This window comes from Alteromonas abrolhosensis, assembly GCF_001953635.1.
GTDB lineage: Bacteria > Pseudomonadota > Gammaproteobacteria > Enterobacterales > Alteromonadaceae > Alteromonas > Alteromonas abrolhosensis.
Genome location: NZ_MEJH01000002.1, coordinates 297,321 through 314,276, shown reverse-complemented (window position 1 = coordinate 314,276; position 16,956 = coordinate 297,321). Strand labels below are relative to the sequence as shown.

At 45.8% G+C, this 16,956-nt stretch carries 18 protein-coding genes; 11 read left to right on the top strand and 7 right to left on the bottom strand.

Features of this window, described 5'->3' with window-relative positions:
• Window positions 1–188: 188 nt before the first annotated feature.
• Entirely contained in the window at window positions 189–974 is a 786-nt protein-coding gene (gene fkpA, locus BGK61_RS01330) for an FKBP-type peptidyl-prolyl cis-trans isomerase (protein WP_015000050.1), read from the bottom strand.
• Window positions 975–1,171: 197 nt separating this feature from the next.
• Here fkpA and BGK61_RS01325 point away from each other — a divergent pair, with 197 nt between their 5' ends.
• The 3 genes from BGK61_RS01325 (at window position 1,172) to BGK61_RS19570 (ending at window position 2,750) form a co-directional block, all read left to right on the top strand.
• Window positions 1,172–2,104 (top strand): WD40 repeat domain-containing protein, encoded by a 933-nt coding sequence (locus BGK61_RS01325; RefSeq protein ID WP_015000049.1) that lies wholly within the window; start codon window positions 1,172–1,174, stop codon window positions 2,102–2,104.
• Between the two features lie 9 nt (window positions 2,105–2,113).
• The gene (locus BGK61_RS01320; RefSeq protein WP_014980717.1) at window positions 2,114–2,362 is read left to right on the top strand and encodes a SlyX family protein; all 249 of its coding nucleotides are present in this window, start codon (window positions 2,114–2,116) and stop codon (window positions 2,360–2,362) included.
• Window positions 2,363–2,591: 229 nt separating this feature from the next.
• The gene (locus BGK61_RS19570) at window positions 2,592–2,750 is read left to right on the top strand and encodes a hypothetical protein (RefSeq protein WP_012520154.1); all 159 of its coding nucleotides are present in this window, start codon (window positions 2,592–2,594) and stop codon (window positions 2,748–2,750) included.
• A 28-nt stretch (window positions 2,751–2,778) separates the two neighbouring features.
• Here BGK61_RS19570 and BGK61_RS01315 read toward each other — a convergent pair whose 3' ends face one another.
• Both BGK61_RS01315 and BGK61_RS01310 read right to left on the bottom strand, forming a co-directional pair.
• Complete coding sequence (locus BGK61_RS01315; RefSeq protein WP_015000048.1) at window positions 2,779–3,891, bottom strand: DUF748 domain-containing protein; 1,113 nt, start codon at window positions 3,889–3,891, stop codon at window positions 2,779–2,781.
• A gap of 178 nt (window positions 3,892–4,069) precedes the next feature.
• A complete protein-coding gene (locus BGK61_RS01310; RefSeq protein ID WP_015000047.1) occupies window positions 4,070–4,276 on the bottom strand; it encodes a YheV family putative zinc ribbon protein in 207 nt (68 codons plus the stop codon).
• A 118-nt stretch (window positions 4,277–4,394) separates the two neighbouring features.
• Between BGK61_RS01310 and BGK61_RS01305 the strand changes: the two genes are divergently transcribed.
• The 4 genes from BGK61_RS01305 (at window position 4,395) to BGK61_RS01290 (ending at window position 8,208) form a co-directional block, all read left to right on the top strand.
• The gene (locus BGK61_RS01305; RefSeq protein WP_076012593.1) at window positions 4,395–6,368 is read left to right on the top strand and encodes an ATP-binding cassette domain-containing protein; all 1,974 of its coding nucleotides are present in this window, start codon (window positions 4,395–4,397) and stop codon (window positions 6,366–6,368) included.
• Window positions 6,355–6,858 (top strand): TIGR02444 family protein, encoded by a 504-nt coding sequence (locus BGK61_RS01300; protein ID WP_015000045.1) that lies wholly within the window; start codon window positions 6,355–6,357, stop codon window positions 6,856–6,858. The genes BGK61_RS01305 and BGK61_RS01300 overlap by 14 nt, the downstream gene beginning before the upstream one ends.
• 20 nt (window positions 6,859–6,878) lie before the next feature.
• Complete coding sequence (locus tag BGK61_RS01295; protein WP_076012594.1) at window positions 6,879–7,913, top strand: hydrolase; 1,035 nt, start codon at window positions 6,879–6,881, stop codon at window positions 7,911–7,913.
• Between the two features lie 61 nt (window positions 7,914–7,974).
• Entirely contained in the window at window positions 7,975–8,208 is a 234-nt protein-coding gene (locus tag BGK61_RS01290) for a YheU family protein (RefSeq protein ID WP_015000043.1), read from the top strand.
• A 93-nt stretch (window positions 8,209–8,301) separates the two neighbouring features.
• On the opposite strand, the gene BGK61_RS01285 is transcribed toward BGK61_RS01290, so the two are convergent.
• Entirely contained in the window at window positions 8,302–8,853 is a 552-nt protein-coding gene (locus BGK61_RS01285; protein WP_076012595.1) for an outer membrane beta-barrel protein, read from the bottom strand.
• 750 nt (window positions 8,854–9,603) lie between these two features.
• Between BGK61_RS01285 and BGK61_RS01280 the strand changes: the two genes are divergently transcribed.
• Window positions 9,604–11,235 carry an OpgD/OpgG family glucan biosynthesis protein gene (locus tag BGK61_RS01280; protein ID WP_076012596.1) on the top strand — a complete coding sequence of 544 codons (1,632 nt, stop codon included), beginning with the start codon at window positions 9,604–9,606 and terminating at the stop codon, window positions 11,233–11,235.
• Window positions 11,216–13,210, top strand: coding sequence for a glucans biosynthesis glucosyltransferase MdoH (mdoH, locus tag BGK61_RS01275; protein ID WP_076025993.1), 1,995 nt, complete (start codon window positions 11,216–11,218; stop codon window positions 13,208–13,210). The genes BGK61_RS01280 and mdoH overlap by 20 nt, the downstream gene beginning before the upstream one ends.
• Before the next feature lie 113 nt (window positions 13,211–13,323).
• Here the strand turns inward: mdoH and BGK61_RS01270 are convergent, their stop codons facing one another.
• The 3 genes from BGK61_RS01270 to nudE all read right to left on the bottom strand — a co-directional run bounded on the left by BGK61_RS01270 (window position 13,324) and on the right by nudE (window position 15,448).
• Entirely contained in the window at window positions 13,324–13,908 is a 585-nt protein-coding gene (locus tag BGK61_RS01270) for a YceI family protein (RefSeq protein WP_015000039.1), read from the bottom strand.
• Between the two features lie 127 nt (window positions 13,909–14,035).
• Entirely contained in the window at window positions 14,036–14,881 is an 846-nt protein-coding gene (cysQ, locus tag BGK61_RS01265) for a 3'(2'),5'-bisphosphate nucleotidase CysQ (RefSeq protein ID WP_015000038.1), read from the bottom strand.
• A gap of 3 nt (window positions 14,882–14,884) precedes the next feature.
• Window positions 14,885–15,448 (bottom strand): ADP compounds hydrolase NudE, encoded by a 564-nt coding sequence (nudE, locus tag BGK61_RS01260; RefSeq protein ID WP_014951322.1) that lies wholly within the window; start codon window positions 15,446–15,448, stop codon window positions 14,885–14,887.
• A 71-nt stretch (window positions 15,449–15,519) separates the two neighbouring features.
• On the opposite strand from nudE, the gene yrfG reads away from it, so the two are divergent.
• Window positions 15,520–16,233 carry a GMP/IMP nucleotidase gene (yrfG, locus tag BGK61_RS01255; RefSeq protein WP_015000037.1) on the top strand — a complete coding sequence of 238 codons (714 nt, stop codon included), beginning with the start codon at window positions 15,520–15,522 and terminating at the stop codon, window positions 16,231–16,233.
• Between the two features lie 13 nt (window positions 16,234–16,246).
• The gene (yjjX, locus tag BGK61_RS01250; RefSeq protein WP_044557105.1) at window positions 16,247–16,792 is read left to right on the top strand and encodes an inosine/xanthosine triphosphatase; all 546 of its coding nucleotides are present in this window, start codon (window positions 16,247–16,249) and stop codon (window positions 16,790–16,792) included.
• Window positions 16,793–16,956 lie beyond the last annotated feature (164 nt).

Here is a 16,956-nt window from a genome sequence, read left to right as displayed (position 1 = left end):
TTTAGACTAAGCTTAATAATGTAATTCGAGGCACCAAGCATATTGAATAACCCATTTTATTATCTGGGTACGCGCGTGGTGAAAATCCACTGGCTCGTAGGGAAAAGGTAAGCAAGGATCACGCTGACTCACTAAAACAAAAAAGCCGACGCTATGCGTCGGCTTTCTCTTTTTCTAAAAGCACTGACTTATTCTTCTGATGCTTCAGCTTCAGGCTTAACCACTTCTAGTAGCTCAACGTCAAAAATAAGCGTTGAGTTAGGCGTGATAGCACCCGTTGAACGTGCACCGTATGCAAGCTCAGATGGAATGTGGAAGCGGTATTTCGCGCCTTCCTTCATTAGCTGAACACCTTCCGTCCAACCTGCAATAACGCGGTTAAGAGGAAACTCTGCTGGCTCGCCACGCTTGTATGATGAGTCGAACTCTGTGCCATCTAACAAGGTGCCACGGTAGTGAACTTTAACCATGTCTGTCGCTTCTGGGCTTGCACCCTCGCCTTCTTCAAGTACTTCGTACTGAAGACCAGACTCTGTCGTTACCACACCTTCTTTCTTACCGTTTTCTTCTAGGTACGCTAGGCCTGCTTCAATGTTTTTCTCAGCGGCTTGTTCCGCCATTTCCTGCTGCTTAGCACGAAGCACTTCTTCGCCCTGTTGAGCGATTTGCTGAATCTGCTCTGGCGTAAACTTAAGGGTGTCGTTTAGACCGTCTTTAAAGCCTTGTTGTAGCGCATCTTGGTCTAGTGTTAAGCCTAGTTGCTCTTGTTGCTCTGCACGGTTGCTAACAAACAAACCCATGCTTGCGCCCATGGCGTAAGCTTGCTTTTGCGTATCTGTCATTTCTTCTGCTGAAACAGAAGTTGTTTTTGCACTATCAGCGCTTGTAGAAGCGGCCTCATCAGATGTATTTGGCTGGCAAGCGAAAAGGCCTAGCGCAGCGATAGTAGATAAGGCAACGAGCGACTTCTGCATAAAAACGTCTCCATAAATTTTTATCATCATGCGTCTATGTCTATACTGCTGCATCCAAGGCAGTGTGCACGATAGTTAAAGATGCGTGATCCATGCTATGTTAAACCTAGCATTTACAAAGCGAAACCCATTTGATTATGTTTAGGTCTCAAATGTTCCATAGAATAGCGTTACTCATCGTACTTATAAGTAATTCCATGGGATGCTCTGTCCCTGATACTACGCCAATACAACAGTGGCGTCATGTAGAAGAAGGCGCTTATGCCGCAGATATTTCTACTGATGGTACGTTAGCGGTTGTCTCTGGCGTAAATAATGGAATAAATGTGTGGCGTATAGGGCAAAGTGAACCACTCTATCATTGGAGCCACCAAGGTGAAGGCGATAACCTCGTTATGTCAGTGCACATAGGCGCTGACAAACGCTACGTTGTTACCGCTGACCGAGAGGCTTTCGCCTTATGGAGTTTAGAGACCGGCGAGCCTGAAGGTTTTTGGCGTATTGACGAGTCATCTATCCGAGATGTTGTAGTTACCAATAATGGTAATGGTATTTTGGTGGCGCGTTCAAATGGTAAAGTCATGTACTTTGAACCCCGAACCTCTCGCCGACTGGAGTTTTTAGGGCATCAGGAAAAGGTCAACTCTATAGATATATCACCAAATGGTAAGTTTGCACTTACTGGTGGTAATGACTACATTGCCTATTTGTGGAGCACTGATACAGGGCAAATAATTCATACCTTCACGCACCCAACACGAGTCACGAAAGTGGCGCTCGATGACGAAGGACGCTTTGCTTTTACTGCTGACAGCCAAAGTAAGTCGCAAGTTTGGAATGTGCAAACCGGGCAGCCTGTGGCATCCCTCAAATATGCAGCGCGTCAGAAAATCTTCACAGACGTTGAGTTTTCCAAAGATGGTCAGTTTTTACTAACAGGCTCTCCCGCCCGAAAAGTGTACCTATGGGATTTGAAAACTGGCGAGCAAGTGCAGTCCATACAGGTTGCATCAAGAGAGACAGTTTCACCGCCGACCGCAGTCGTGTATGGCGTCGCCTTCCTTCCTAATGATAATATATTGTCTATAAGCAGTAGTGGCCTTGCCGAAGAATGGCAACGAGAGAGATAGAGAATTTACATGACAGATAAAAGCGCTGAGCATTTACAACAGCAAATAGATAGCGCGAATAGCTATATAGAAGAGCTTCAAACCAAAGTTGCATTTCAAGAGCACACCATTGAGGCGCTAAACGATGCGCTGTCTTCGCAACAAAAGCAGCTTGATGATTTAGCTTTTAAAGTACGCCATGTGGTTGACCGCGTGAAGTCTATCGAGCCGTCTAACATTGCTAAGCAGTCAGAAGAAACCCCGCCTCCACACTATTAATCAAAGTGACGCGCAACGGTAATTAAGCCGCCCCACTCATTGTGGCAACCTTAAGGGCGGTTTGTCTGTTTTACGGTTGCGTATAAATAAAACATCGCGCGCTAGTTTATCTTGTTATGACTTAGGCGAAGTCTTCATTTAGCCTGAAAATGCAATTGAATTACACTTGCGCCCCGATACAAAGGCTTCTGCAAAGAGAAGCCTTTTTTACTATTTAAGAGAGTGAATTATGAGCGATTTTGATATGGATGCGTTTGACAGCATCGACTTTGACTCTGTTGAGCAGTCAGTAGCAGAAAAGCAAGCTGAAAAAGATAAGCAAGAAAGCCAAGAAATAGAGGGCATGCGCGACGGTGCCAACGATTGTGGCGATAGCTGCACTATCTAGCATTGATAGAGCTTAACAGCTAGGGCTCTCAACGAGCGGAGCCCTCAGATGCTTTCAATTTATCCAGCTCAAGTCTATCCAACTCTACACTTTTCTCCACATCGCCCTTAAAAGCTTTAACAAAGGCGTTTTTTAAGATGGCAACAAATGCTTCCCACGTTTGCGTATCCGGATTTGAGAGGTCACCCTCAATAGGAATGCGTGTAGCAATTTGGTCTTCGCTCTGGTTTTCAAACAACTCGGTAATAAATGCAGAAATGGCTTCAATGCTACCTTCAATAAAACCGTCGCCGTCACGTTCAATATCACCTTTCCAAGAGAACACTTCTACATTGTGCAAAATGGGTTTGATATAGCCTTTTACTCTCCCTTCATTAGACGCCACTTCAGCGGCGAGGGTAAGTGTGCCGGCTTCTAAGTCAAACGGCGCGTAAGTATCGAGCAGGTTCTTAAAGTTAACCAAGCCTACATTGTCAGCTTGAATATCAACATCGAAGGTCGGATTTTGGGTTGAAGGATTTAGCTTGGCATTTAAGGAAATCGTACCTTGCTCAGCAGTTTGTCCTTGCGCTTTAGCGGTGGCTACGCGTGAGTCTGACAAGTTATCGCTATTAACCAAGTTATTCACTTCAAGCTGAATATCGTGAAGCGCTATATCGATTGCCGGTGATGTATCAGGGTTGTGAAAAGCTATTTTTCCATTGTTAATAGTGAGTTTGTCAATGCGTAAAGGGAAAAGTTGATTGGCGATATATAGCCAATTTTCATTCTTGCCTGACTGGCTTTTTTCTTCCGTGTTACCGTCTACAAAGTTAATTTCGGGGGAGTTAACATTAACTACGCCTACTGCAGCGCCTTTGAAAAGTTGTGACCAAGAAAGCGTAAACTCCACATATTCTGCCTTGAAAAGGGGGCGGTCTACCTGTCCGTTCGCCTTATGAAGCAATACATGCTCTAAACTATATGCGCCACGCCATAGCATCAAATCTACATCGCCTACGCGGCCGTTGTACTCTTTTGACTGACTCAGCGTTGTGTTGATGTAAGACGCGGCGGCATAAGGCAGGTAAAGCCTTATGGCTATAAGCACAACTAACAAGCCTAGAAGCACATAGCAGATACGTTTTTTAGCATGTTTCATATTTCACTCCTTTACGTAGGAAATACAAAAATTATGCCTGTGGAACCTTTTCCGCTAGGTGCCGGGGAGAGCCACTGCTGGCGGGGGATGTGGAGAATACTTGAAAAAGCCTGAGAACAATATCGTGAGGAGTTACACAGGCTTAATGGTAAGATTTACTGAGGCGTGGGTAGGAATGCTAGTGAGGTTTGAAGATACCAATCACATTCTCGTTAGTTCGCGTGGCGGCACTAACTTTCTCGTCAGTTTGCGCTTCGTTATAACCACACGCTACGCACTCCAGCTTTTCTACGTTATTTTCAAAATACAACGAAATCGTATCTAGCTCTTGGCATTTCGGGCACGTAGCCCCTGCAACAAAGCGGCGTTTTACACGTTTTGACATACATACACCTTTGGGGAATTTCGCGATTATTATACCTTGAAATGGTAAGTGTTGATCAGCTTTTACCTTAAGTTTTTGATATTATACGCGCCCTAGTTTGTTCCATCACAGGTTACTCATGATAAAGCTTTCAAATGTATCGCTACTTCGCGGCCGCAAAATGCTGCTAGAAGAGGCGTCGGCGCAGGTTTTTCCAGGCCACAAAGTGGCACTGATCGGCAGTAATGGCTGCGGAAAGTCCACGCTATTTGCCTTGCTGAGAAGTGAATTGAGTGTCGATGCCGGCGACTGCAGTGTACCGAGTGATTGGAGAATAGTAAGCGTGGCGCAGGAAACGCCAGCAACCAACCGAACAGCATTAGACTACGTGGTGGACGGTGACAAACATTTACGGGAGTTACAGGCTCAATTAGAAGCCGCAGAACACAGCGGTGATGGCGTCAAAATTGGCCAAATTCACGGTCAACTAGAACAAGCTGGGGCGTACGATGTGGAATCCCGTGCAGCGACCATTCTGTCAGGTCTTGGTTTTACAAATACGCAGCTAAGTGCGCCAGTTAGCGATTTTTCAGGTGGTTGGCGAATGCGCCTAAACCTAGCTCAAGCGCTGCTTTGCCCTTCAGACTTACTGCTCCTTGATGAACCTACTAACCACTTAGACTTAGATGCGGTCATATGGCTAGAGAAATGGCTTCAACGCTATGCTGGAACGCTATTGCTGATTTCTCACGATAAAGCCTTTATCGACAATACCGTTGCGCAAATTATCAGTGTTGAGCAACAAAAGCTTATCACTTACACAGGTAATTACTCGGCCTACGAAACCCAGCGTGCTGAACGTATTCGCTTACAGAACATTGAATATGAGAAGCAACAGCAAAAAGTGGCGCACCTCAACTCGTTTATTACCCGTTTTAAAGCTAAAGCGAGTAAAGCTAAGCAAGCGCAAAGCCGTATTAAACAGTTAGAGAAAATGGAAACCTTACTGCCAGCGCATATGGCTAGTCCGTTTAGCTTTTCCTTCGCACCACCATCTGCGCTACCTAACCCGCTTGTGCAAATGGAAAAGATTCAGCTGGGTTACGACGACCATATTGTGCTGCAACAGGTGAAACTCAATTTAGTACCTGGCAGCAGAATAGGTCTTCTAGGTAGAAACGGACAGGGTAAGTCTACGCTAATCAAACTATTGGCGGGTGTGCATGCGCCAAAGCAAGGTATTTTTAATACGGCTAAAGGTCTGAAGATTGGTTACTTTGCTCAGCATCAGTTAGAAACATTAGACGCTAACGCTACCCCGCTTCTTCACTTGCAGCGCATTGACGAAAAAGCTACAGAACAGCAGCTTCGCGACTATCTTGGTGGTTTTGGGTTTAACGGCGATGAAGCGCTTGCTCCTGTTGCGCCTATGTCGGGTGGTGAAAAGGCGCGCTTAGTATTGGCGTTAATCGTTTACCAAAAGCCTAACCTACTGCTGCTGGATGAGCCTACCAACCACTTAGATTTAGAAATGCGCCATGCGCTTAATATTGCGCTTCAAGGTTTTGAGGGGGCAATGGTGCTGGTATCGCACGACCGCTTCTTACTTTCCTCGGTATGTGAAGACTTCTATCTGGTAGACAGTGGTGAAGTTGAGCCATTTAAAGGTGACTTAGACGACTATCGCGACTGGATTCTAAAGCAGCAGGCTGCGGAAAAGGCCAAGGCTAATAGCGATGCTAAAAGTGCCAACAGCGATGCCAAAAATGAAGCGCAGCAAGAAGCGGGGATGCAGGGTAAAGCAGAGCGCAAAATAGATCGAAAAGAGGAAAAACGCCGCGAAGCCGAATTCAGGCAAAGCGTAGCGCCGCTTAAAAAAGCCATTGAAAAACACGAAAAAGCGATGGACAAATTAAGCGCTGCCTTGGCAGAAGTGGAAGCGTCTCTTGCTGATACATCTCTTTACAGCGAAGACAAAAAAGCAGAGCTTATGAGTTTGCTCGACAAGCAAACCCAGTTCAAGCAACAGCTTGAAGAAGAAGAGATGGCATGGCTAGATGCCCAAGAGCAGATTGAGTTAAAACGAGAGGAATACGACAATGCCAACGCCTAACATCGATAGCAGTGCGTTTTGGGAATACAGTGTTTCTCGTTATAGCAAAGGCGATATGGCCCCCCTTGCACTTCTACTGCAAGACAATCACAGCGTAAATGTAAACGTTCTCTTGCTGGTTTGCTGGTGTTTGGAGAATAATGTCATTATTAATCTTCCCCAGCTTAATGCAGTTATCGCGGCATCAAAGGCAACGGAAGAAAAACTAAAGCACCACCGCGCGAAACGCAAAGCGGCACACCCTGAAAAAGGGGGAGACCAAGCGGATTATGACGCGCTCAAAGCGCAAGAATTAGAGCTTGAAAGACAGCAGCAGCACGATATTGTTGCGTCGTTCAATGAGCAGCCGGTCACGCATCTGGGCCTGGGTCAATCAGTATCGTCTAATGTATTTAACGCGTCTATTGCTGCGTTTATTAACGCATACGGACTGCGTGACAGCAGCGAGGCGCGACAATTAGTAAGCCTCGTGGTTAATCAATTATCGTAAAAACACAATAAGAAAATACAATGAGTAAATCAGCGCTATCGCATGGAAAAATAATAAAAAGTAGCTTTAAGGTGCCAGGGTGGGCAAAGAACCGTCATGTGCAAACCATATGGCCGCGTTTTATTCAAAAGCGTTTACCACTGTCTTATGACATGGAGCGACTAACCTTACCAGACGACGACTTCGTAGACGTGGCATGGGGGCCGAAACCACAGGAAACGTCAGGGATTGTGGTGATGTTTCATGGTTTAGAGGGCAGCATTAAGTCCCATTATGCAAACGATATGATGGCGCAACTTTCGGTAAACGGCTGGCAGGTAGTGATGATGCACTATCGCGGCTGTAGCGGTGTACCCAACCTTAAAGCGCGCGCATACCACAGCGGGGAAACAGAAGATCCCAGCTTTTTTCTAGAATGGCTACACGATAAATTCCCCCGCATCCCTAAGGTTGCGATTGGCTTCTCTCTTGGCGGTAACATGTTGTTGAAACTGTTAGGCGAAAACCCTGCACAAAAGTGGCTTAAAGCGGCGATTGCCATTTCTTCGCCTCTTAAACTTTCCGAGTGCGCTAAATCAATTAATCAGGGCTTTTCCCGCGTCTACCAAAAGTATTTACTTACTAGCATGAAAGATACGCTGCGTAAAAAGATGGAGTACATTGATTATCGCAAGCTTATACAGCTAACAAAAAGTGACGTGGAAGAGATTACCAGTTTTACTCAATTTGACGAGAAGATCACAGCGCCCCTACATGGCTTTGCAGATGCACAAGATTACTATGAAAAGTGCAGTGCCTACCATTTCTTAAGCGCGATCCACTGCCCTACGCTAGTGCTGCATAGCATCGATGATCCCTTTATGAATCACTTAATTGTGCCTAAGGAAGAGGAGCTTGCGCGGAATGTTACTGTAGAGCTAAGTGAGCGAGGTGGACACGTTGGGTTTATGCAGGGCTCTATATTAAATCCGAAAGTGTGGCTGCATGAGCGCGTGAAGCGCTTTGTCAGTGAAGCTTTACCTGTTGATGCGACGTGTAGCTATATTAGTCGTTAATTCAACGCTAACGCTTACGTCATCTAAACTCATCTAATCGCTTTTTTAATCAGGAGAGTGAATGATAATCCCCATTGATGCATTAGAAGCCGATACCCTTTATAGCTTGGCAGAGTCCTTCGTATTGCGTGAAGGCACTGACTATGGCGAAGAAGAGGTTGCGCTTGATGTAAAAGTTCAGCAGGTGCTAGACAGGCTTAAATCTGGCGATGCGGTGTTGGTATACTCTGAGCTTCACGAGAGTGTGGATATAAAACGAAAAGAAGATATTCAGCCGAGCGACACGACGGAATAAAAGGCTTCACGGAAAAGTAGCAGTCACTTTGGTGATACAGATACAAAAAAGCCGGGTCGAGCAACCCGGCAACCTACCTGAGGAGAGGGAGGCTTAGAACGCGTATCGAGCAGTAACCTGCATAATGTCTAAATCATCAATGACTTTGTAGTTAGCACCTACAGCCCACTGTGGCGTGATGTAATAGTTAGCGCCTACTTTAAATGTCGCTTCACCATCGTCTACGTCGTAATAGCCGATTTCACCAGCCAGCTCTACTTGCTCTGTAATCATAGAGCGAAGACCCGCATTGATGCTGTAACCTGTTTCGTCATTAACGTCACCGTCAATACGCTCTAGATTCGCGCCAAAATATGCATCTGTCGTAGCATTCACTGGTAAACGGTAACCAGCACCTAGTGTTAGCATGTCAAAGTCAAAGCTGCCTTCTTCAAAGAAGCTATATTCGCCGTTTAGGTACCAGTTACTATTCAAAAGGTACTTACCGTTAACCGTCAAACCATCTGGTTCAAATGACTCATTATCGTCAAAGTCCATTTTTGTGTAACCACCTTCTACGTAACGCCAGTCTGGCTTGTCAGCCATTGCTGAAAGAGGAAGTGCCGCTGCAGTCAAAGCAGCAATAAGTGTGATTGATTTACGCATGTGATAACTCCTTAGTATGTTCAGTAACCCCCTTACGTTGCTTCCGTCCATTTCAGACTTTCTGCAAAAATTGTTGTAAGGCGGCGCGTTTATAGCGCGCAACAAAGTGTTACTGGGTTGATGGTCAAAGAAACGAAAACCGTCTTCATGCCATCGTTTATTTCCGTTAAGAAATGTTGTCCAACTTATTTATCAATAGGATGAATAGCAAAGCGTTTGCCAACTTCGTTTAAATCCACTAAAAACTGCCGTGAATTATTGCCTATACAATTGATATTTAAAGATTATATTTTTATCTGGCGATTGGTTCTTCACGCCATCAATTTTTGCTAAGCGCTTATTTTTAAACTTTGCGGTCGAATTGGCACGGACAACTGTCTCTAAAAAACAACAGTTATCCTTTTGTCTAACTCACTGGACATTTTTACAACGAAATAAATAGCAAGAAGCCTAAATAAGAGTTTGTTTAAGTTGTTGTATTTAATAATAAAAGAAAAAATTGGCAGCTGGTTTTTCGTATTGGAACACCTTTTGCTGAAGCCCTTGTGTGTTATCCAACATTCACTTAAGCCTATCGGCAGGGAATTCGGTTGTTCACCATATCAGTGAATTGGAAAGGAATAGAGCGCCTTTCCCGTGTGGTTTCTATCAGTACGGCTTTTCGCAACTAGCACCGCTTAACAGCGGAGGCGGGTAAACGAGGTACTGGTGACCATCTGGATAACCATTGTTTTCATAAGGAGAGGACAAATGGCTAAGCCAGTTTCAATTTTCGGTAAAGAATCACAAGCAACTGCAATACAGCATCGCAAGCCGATGCTGTCACGTGTTTTTATCGCGATTAGCAGTATCATCGCATTAGTTACCTTTCAACATGCTGTTGCCACCGAGGTTAATGACACCAATCAACCTCAAAAAGCGTCGCCCGTTCTTCAATCTATTATTGATGCTGCGCGCACCTCGGCGACAGAAAGCTATGAGCAGGACGACCACGGATTAAACAGCAAGCTTAAAGAAATTGATTATACAACCTATCGATCAATTCGCTTTAAACCCGAACAGAGTTTGTGGCATGGCGAAAATGACTACGAACTGCAGTTTTTTCACCCCGGCTTTCTATATGAATATCCCGTTACTATTCACACCATTGGTGAAAGTAATAAGCCTAAGCGCTTAGCATTTAACAGTGACATGTTTAACTACGATGGGTCCGCATCGGGTTTAGCAGGGTTGACGGATGAAAAGTCAGGGTTCGCTGGATTTCGTGTCCACTATCCTATTAAGAACGAAGAGTACAAAGATGAGTTCGCTGTATTTCTTGGCGCATCTTACTTCCGTCTTGTGGGAAAAAATCAAGTTTACGGCATTTCCGCACGTGGATTGGCCATTGATACCGCACTTGCGAAGGGCGAGGAATTTCCTCACTTTACAGAGTTTTGGATTATTGAGCCTAGCAAAGGCAAACCCATCACAATTTATGCGCGCTTGGAAAGCCCTTCTGTGGCGGGGGCGTACAAATTTGTGATTCAGCCTGATGTCGACACCAGCGTTAAGGTAGAAAGCTGGCTGTTCGCCAGAGACGATGTAAATAAGCTGGGCATCGCACCATTTACCAGCATGTTTTTGTATGGCGAGAACACGGAAAAGCGCCATGACGACTACCGCCCAGAAGTGCACGACAGTGATGGTGTACTAATGGTGACGCACGCCGATGAAGAAATTTGGCGTCCTTTGACTAATCCTGCTCGCCTTCAAGTAACGTCGCTAAGCGACGCTAATCCAAAAGGATTCGGCATGCTTCAACGCGACGGAAAGTGGGATAATTACTTAGATGCAGAGGCCAATTACCACCTTCGTCCAGGGCTATGGGTTACCCCTGAAGCAGGCTTCGAGAAAGGCCGTTTAGAAGTAGTGGAAATTCCCACAAAGTCTGAGATTCACGACAACATAGTGGCGTTTTGGACTCCTGAGAAGCCGTTTAAAGCTGGCGAGTCATTGTACTTTGCTTACGAACTTAAAACCGTAGAGCAGAACCCTTTTGTCAGCGAACTGGCCTCTGTAGTGCGTACCCGTCAGGGCAAAGCCGTGTTGCCGGGTGATGAGTTCAAAGACGACGCTTTAAGTACTACTAGGCAGTTCAGCGTGGATTTTAGTGCACCCTCTGACATCGCTTTTGATAACGATTCGATGAAGCTAGTAGTGCAAGGCACTAACGGCACGATGTCCCAGCAACGTCTTTATCCCGTTGCTAATGGGCAAGAGTGGCGCGCAACCTTTTTTGTAAAGCCGAAAGAGAAGCAAACGGTAGATATGCGCGCTTACATTGAAAAAGACGGTAAACGTGTGAGTGAGGTTTGGAATTATGTCTACCAACCAAAATAGTCGCGCAAATACATCGGTAATCAATGAGGCTAAAGCCGTGCCTCAGGTTAAAAGTGATGCCACTACCCGTGGGTCACATTTCATCTTAAAAGGAGAGCATATGCGTTTGTTTATCATGGCAATGCTAGTGATTCCAAGCACGGCACTGGCCGGTTGGAGTTTATACGAGATATTTTTACCTAACGGCCTGACTAATTTAGAGATTGCTCAGTTAGGTTTGGGGCTAACCCTGTTCGCCTGGTTATGCATGGCGTTTTGGACAGGCATTATTGGCTTCTTCTTACAGCTATTTAATATTGATCCGCTAAGCCTGCGCAGAAATCAAGCGCAGCCGGATGTTTCTGCTCCATTAACGCAAAAGCACGCTGTGGTCATGCCGGTTTATAACGAAGATACCCGCCGTATTATGGTGGGTTTTGAGGCGTGTATTCGCGAGCTTATGGAAAGTGAGAACCGCGCCAAGTTTGATTTTTTCATGCTTAGCGACACACGCGATATGGAAAAAGCAGATGCAGAGTTACGCGCTTTTAGCCGATTGAAGAAACGTTTGGGTGCCTTCTCTAGTCAAGTGTTTTATCGTCGTCGCGAACAAAACCTGCACAGAAAAGTAGGTAACCTTAAAGAGTTTTGTGAACGCTGGGGAGCAAACTACGAGTCGATGATTGTGTTAGATGCCGACAGCGTAATGAGCGGCGAACGTACGCAAGACTTAGCCCGACGTATCGAGCAAAACCCTGATACGGCGTTAGTGCAGACCATTCCAATGCCGGTGCGTCAAAACACCTTCTTTGGCCGTTTTGTTCAGTTTGCTGCTCACCTGTACAGCCCAATGTTGGCAACAGGTCTATCGTTTTGGCAAACGGACAGCGCGAACTATTGGGGTCACAACGCGATCATTCGTATTGCTCCATTTATGCAGCACTGCGGGCTGCCAACCCTTGAAGGGCGCGCTCCCTTTGGCGGCGAAATACTAAGCCATGACTTTGTTGAGGCCGCGCTGCTGCGCCGTGCTGGCTGGCAGGCATACTTGCTTACCGACACTACGGGCAGCTATGAAGAAGTGCCAAGTAATATTGTTGACTATGCTATTCGCGACCGCCGTTGGGTGCAGGGCAACATACAGCATTTAGGGCTACTGAATGTAAAAGGCCTTAAAATGGCAAACCGCCTGCACTTCTTGTTTGGCGCGTTTGCGTACATTTCCTCACTCATACTGTTTTGTATGTTGGCGCTAGGCACGGCAGATGCGCTGATACGAGCCACTTCAGTGCCGGAGTTCTTCGTATCTGAATATCAGCTATTCCCTAGTTGGCAGGTAGCGCGCCAAGACATGATGATGGTAACCATGTGGGGTACGGCTGCCCTATTGTTCTTACCTAAAATTTTGGGCATCACATTGGCCTTAATGAAACGTCGTAGCGAGTTCGGTGGTGCGTGGTCTTTGCTTAAAGGGGCAACGATAGAACTCGCCATGGCCGTGCTAATTGCGCCACTAATGATGTTCTATCACAGTTATTTTGTTATCAGCGTCTTTATTGGCCATTCAGTCAAGTGGGAAGCGCAAGAGCGCGAAGGGCGCAAAGTGCCATGGAAAGTTGCAATCAAACATACGCAGATCATGAGCTGTCTAGCGGTAGCCTGGGGCGTAACTACCTTTTACTTCACTCCGTCACTATTTATGTGGCTGCTACCAGTGCTGGTAGGCATGGTGTTGGCCGCGCCGGTTATCCGCTTAACAAGTAGCGACAAACTGGGCATGGCAATGCGCAGATGGGGAGTATTTGTAATTGATCAGGAAATAAATGAATGCAAAGCGCTTAAGCGTTTACGTGTGGCGATGGGGTATTTTGCTATCTCTCAGCATAAGGCAGAAGTACCTGCATTACCTGAAAACGTGTGGCAAAGCATGCCTGAGCAAGTGTTAAGTCAAAAGCCTCTACCAATGCGTCATGGTCTTCCTAACAATGCCCATTAAATAAAGGACAGTATAGCAGGCATTAAAAAACCGCACTTCAATGAAGTGCGGTTTTTTATTTACTTAAGTTAACAGCCGCTCTTTACTGAAAAGCGGCGAAAAGCCACACTACCTTACTGTGTGAACGTGACGGAAAACGTCACGGGCACCGTAGTCGTAATGCTTTTAAGCCCTGCAATCTTCTGAAGTGCTGTTACGCCTTCAGCAAGACCAAATGACTCAGCTTTAATGAGCGTAGGAGACGTAGTTGAAACAGTAAGAGTATCTTCGTCTACTTTGCTTGCCTTAACAGAAAATGACGTAGGAACGGCCTTGCCATGCAGCATCAAAATACCATCTACTTTACCGTCAACGACCTGCCCCGCTTTCAAATTCATCATCGACTCAGGTAAGTTGGCTTCAAATGTAGCCTGAGCAAACTTGGTTACATTAAACAGCATCTCTTGCATTCGCTTGTTGCGAATATCAATTGCTGTATTCACTGACGATAAGTCCACCGCCACGTTAAGTTTGCCACTGTCAGACAGCGTACCATCAAAGCTATCAAACTTATGTACTTCTGTGACTTGTGCATTCTTAGTTGATAAGAAATGTAGTGCACTTGTTTCGCCGTCTATTGACCAATCAGCTGCGGCAGGGAATGCTAGCCCACATGCGAGCAATGCTGCAGACAACGTGCGAATACGTGTAGTCATCATAGGTTACTCCTTTTACTTTTTGGTTCCATCTGGCTTGATTTAACCACTACCAGAGTAATGTGGCCCAGCAACATTACTACGCTATTATACGTAGGTTAATACACTGCGCTATCTAATTTATTACGCGCTAATGCTGATGTGGGTTTACGAAGTCATCATACTGGACAACATCTTGCCATGGCACGCGTTGATCGCCCATTACCACAAAATCTGGGTTCTCTAACGAATGACGCTGATTGTAAGTAAGGGGTTCAAAGTTGGCAGCGGCAATGCTTCCGCCCGCCTCAGAAACAATGCATTGCGACGCGCCAGTATCCCATTCGCCAGTAATGCCAATGCGCATGAATACATCGGCCTTTCCTTCTGCGATAAAACACGCTTTTAGTGAACAGCTACCCAGCGGAAGGGTTTGGTAAACGCGCTTGGAGCACATTCTGCTTAATACTTTTTCTCTAGACTGGCGGCGGCTAATCGCAATCATCACAACACTATTTTTAGGGTCGTCTAATTTGCGCACGCTAATTGGATGATCTCCATCAGGTGATGACTTAAACGCCCCTTTGCCCTTCTGTGCGTAATAGAGTGACTGCCCTGGAGGCCAAAATATAACGCCTATTGTGGGTTCGTTATTTTCAATAAGAGCAATGTTAACCGCAAAGTCACCGCTTCTGGCAATAAACTCTTGGGTTCCGTCGATAGGATCAATCAGCCAATATCGAGGCCAATGCTTTCGCTCTTCTAAACTCGCGTGTTTATTCTCTTCCGAGAGAATAGGGATATCAGGTGTAGCCGCTTTTAAACGCTTATTAATGATATCATTTGCCAAATAATCTGCGCTGGTGACAGGAGACTCATCGTCTTTTTGATACGCGTCAAATTCACCTTTATCGTACACTTCTAATACGGCTTCACCAGCTTCAATGGCAATTTCTTTCGCAAGTTCTAGTAGGTCGGCATGGGCGTCATCGGGCATTGTTTATTGTTCCTTAAACCACTTTTGAGCTAAAAACAGCGCAGCTATGCAGCGTGCTTCTACAAAGTCTTCTCGTGCAAGTAAAGCATCTGCTTCATCTAAAGGCCAGTGAATCACCTCAAGAGGCTCAGGCTCATCGCCTTCAAGCTGTTTTGGATACAAGTCGCGGGCCAATACGATAGTCATGTTGGCGTTAAAAAAGGTAGGAGCCATGCTCACTTTGTGAAGCTCTACAAGGTCGTTAGCCGCGAAGCCAGCTTCTTCCTGCAGTTCGCGGTTAGCGGCTTCAATAGCAGTTTCGCCAGGGTCTATTAGGCCCTTTGGGAAACCTAGTTGATACGAGTGTGTACCGGCAGCATATTCGCGAATTAACACCATGGTGTTTTCATCTAGCATGGGCACTATCATCACCGCGCCCCTATTGCCGCCGGCCATCCGTTCGAATTCACGGGTAGCGCCGTTTGAAAACTCAAGGTCCAAGCGTTCTACCCTAAAAAGTTTGCTTTGCGCAACGATTTCACGAGAATGAATTTGTGGTAACGGTTTGTTCGGATCAATTTTTGGCATGTCTATCGCTACAACTTTGTTATCATACTTGTATACAATTTCTTAGCTTACTTCATTATAAGGAAAATCGCTTGCCCTTTCTGCCCTGGAATGAAATAGAAACTGTACTGCTCGATATGGACGGCACCTTGTTAGACCTGCATTACGATAACCAGTTCTGGCTGCATCATTTGCCTAAACGGTTAGCGCAAATAAGAGGGATTTCAGAGGCGCAGAGTCAACGTGAAATGAAAGCGCGATATGAGTCAGTATTTGGGCAAATTCAGTGGTATTGCTTAGACTACTGGGCTGAGTCGTTAGAAATGGACTTAGAAAACGAGTTTATGCCGCTAAAGCGGGAATTGGCGCATTTGTTAGCACTTCGTGACGACACAATTCCATTTCTCGATGCGCTTCACGACTCTGGCAGACAGGTAGTGTTAGTGACCAATGCTCACCCCAACAGCCTGGCACTGAAAATAGAGCATACTCAACTTGACGCACATATTGATAATCTTATCTCTACGCACGAATTTGGGGTAACTAAAGAATCTCAGTTACTGTGGGAGCGGCTACAGGCGCGTTTGCAGTTTGATGCCAGCCGCACATTGTTTGTCGATGACTCGCTGCCAATCCTAAACGCCGCAAAGACATTCGGTATTAAGCACTTACTCGCAGTTGATAATCCCGATAGTACGTTGCCAAATCGCGATATTAATGAGTTTCCTGCGGTACGCGATTATCGTTTAATGCTCGACGACATTAAGCAGAACCCTATGGATGCTGCTGCAAAAGGACGTTTTTAAAGGACGAAAGAAAATGGTCTCTGATACAATTTTCGTGGGGTCGCTAAACCCAGTAAAAATTAACGCTGCGCTCAATACGCTCTCCGACACACTAGAGCACGATTTTGACGCCCAAGGTATGTCGGTGCCAAGCGGCGTTCCCGATCAGCCTATGAATGAAGATGAGACACGCTTAGGCGCTATTAATCGCGTGAAGGCCATGCTGGCTCATCATCAAGGCGGATTAACAGATGCATGGTATGTAGCGATTGAAGGTGGTGTGGATGTATTTGAAGATGGCCCCGCAACCTTCGCCTATGTGGCGATTTACCACGAAGGTCACTGGTCTGTAACAAGAAGCGCAAGTCTTCCCCTTCCTGTGAGTGTCTATCAGGCACTGCAGCGTGGCGAAGAGCTAGGGCCGGTTATGGACAAACTCTTTGATACGGTGAATATCAAACAAAAGGGCGGAGCTATTGGTTTGCTTACCTTGAATCACGCATCGCGACAAAGCGTTTATGAGGTGGCCTTAACCCTTGCAATGGCGAAATTTCACTTTCCAGACCTGTACACTGATTAAGGCAAAATAACCCTGCGTTTTTCAGCGGTCTTATAGAGATCTTCACACTTACGTAAAACGCATTAGGGCGATTGTAGTGGTCGCCCTGAAATCTTTACTGCGATAGGTAATCTTTTCTGATTCTCATTCTTTAGTCTAATCTGCATTCACACCGTAGATTTCGT

What these genes read in the sequence shown, in the direction of transcription:
- fkpA (WP_015000050.1), bottom strand. Translation starts at nt 974, where the DNA reads ATGCAGAAGTCGCTCGTTGCCTTATCTACTATCGCTGCGCTAGGCCTT.
- BGK61_RS01325 (WP_015000049.1), top strand. Translation starts at nt 1,172, where the DNA reads ATGGGATGCTCTGTCCCTGATACTACGCCAATACAACAGTGGCGTCAT.
- BGK61_RS01320 (WP_014980717.1), top strand. Translation starts at nt 2,114, where the DNA reads ATGACAGATAAAAGCGCTGAGCATTTACAACAGCAAATAGATAGCGCG.
- BGK61_RS19570 (WP_012520154.1), top strand. Translation starts at nt 2,592, where the DNA reads ATGAGCGATTTTGATATGGATGCGTTTGACAGCATCGACTTTGACTCT.
- BGK61_RS01315 (WP_015000048.1), bottom strand. Translation starts at nt 3,891, where the DNA reads ATGAAACATGCTAAAAAACGTATCTGCTATGTGCTTCTAGGCTTGTTA.
- BGK61_RS01310 (WP_015000047.1), bottom strand. Translation starts at nt 4,276, where the DNA reads ATGTCAAAACGTGTAAAACGCCGCTTTGTTGCAGGGGCTACGTGCCCG.
- BGK61_RS01305 (WP_076012593.1), top strand. Translation starts at nt 4,395, where the DNA reads ATGATAAAGCTTTCAAATGTATCGCTACTTCGCGGCCGCAAAATGCTG.
- BGK61_RS01300 (WP_015000045.1), top strand. Translation starts at nt 6,355, where the DNA reads ATGCCAACGCCTAACATCGATAGCAGTGCGTTTTGGGAATACAGTGTT.
- BGK61_RS01295 (WP_076012594.1), top strand. Translation starts at nt 6,879, where the DNA reads ATGAGTAAATCAGCGCTATCGCATGGAAAAATAATAAAAAGTAGCTTT.
- BGK61_RS01290 (WP_015000043.1), top strand. Translation starts at nt 7,975, where the DNA reads ATGATAATCCCCATTGATGCATTAGAAGCCGATACCCTTTATAGCTTG.
- BGK61_RS01285 (WP_076012595.1), bottom strand. Translation starts at nt 8,853, where the DNA reads ATGCGTAAATCAATCACACTTATTGCTGCTTTGACTGCAGCGGCACTT.
- BGK61_RS01280 (WP_076012596.1), top strand. Translation starts at nt 9,604, where the DNA reads ATGGCTAAGCCAGTTTCAATTTTCGGTAAAGAATCACAAGCAACTGCA.
- mdoH (WP_076025993.1), top strand. Translation starts at nt 11,216, where the DNA reads ATGTCTACCAACCAAAATAGTCGCGCAAATACATCGGTAATCAATGAG.
- BGK61_RS01270 (WP_015000039.1), bottom strand. Translation starts at nt 13,908, where the DNA reads ATGATGACTACACGTATTCGCACGTTGTCTGCAGCATTGCTCGCATGT.
- cysQ (WP_015000038.1), bottom strand. Translation starts at nt 14,881, where the DNA reads ATGCCCGATGACGCCCATGCCGACCTACTAGAACTTGCGAAAGAAATT.
- nudE (WP_014951322.1), bottom strand. Translation starts at nt 15,448, where the DNA reads ATGCCAAAAATTGATCCGAACAAACCGTTACCACAAATTCATTCTCGT.
- yjjX (WP_044557105.1), top strand. Translation starts at nt 16,247, where the DNA reads ATGGTCTCTGATACAATTTTCGTGGGGTCGCTAAACCCAGTAAAAATT.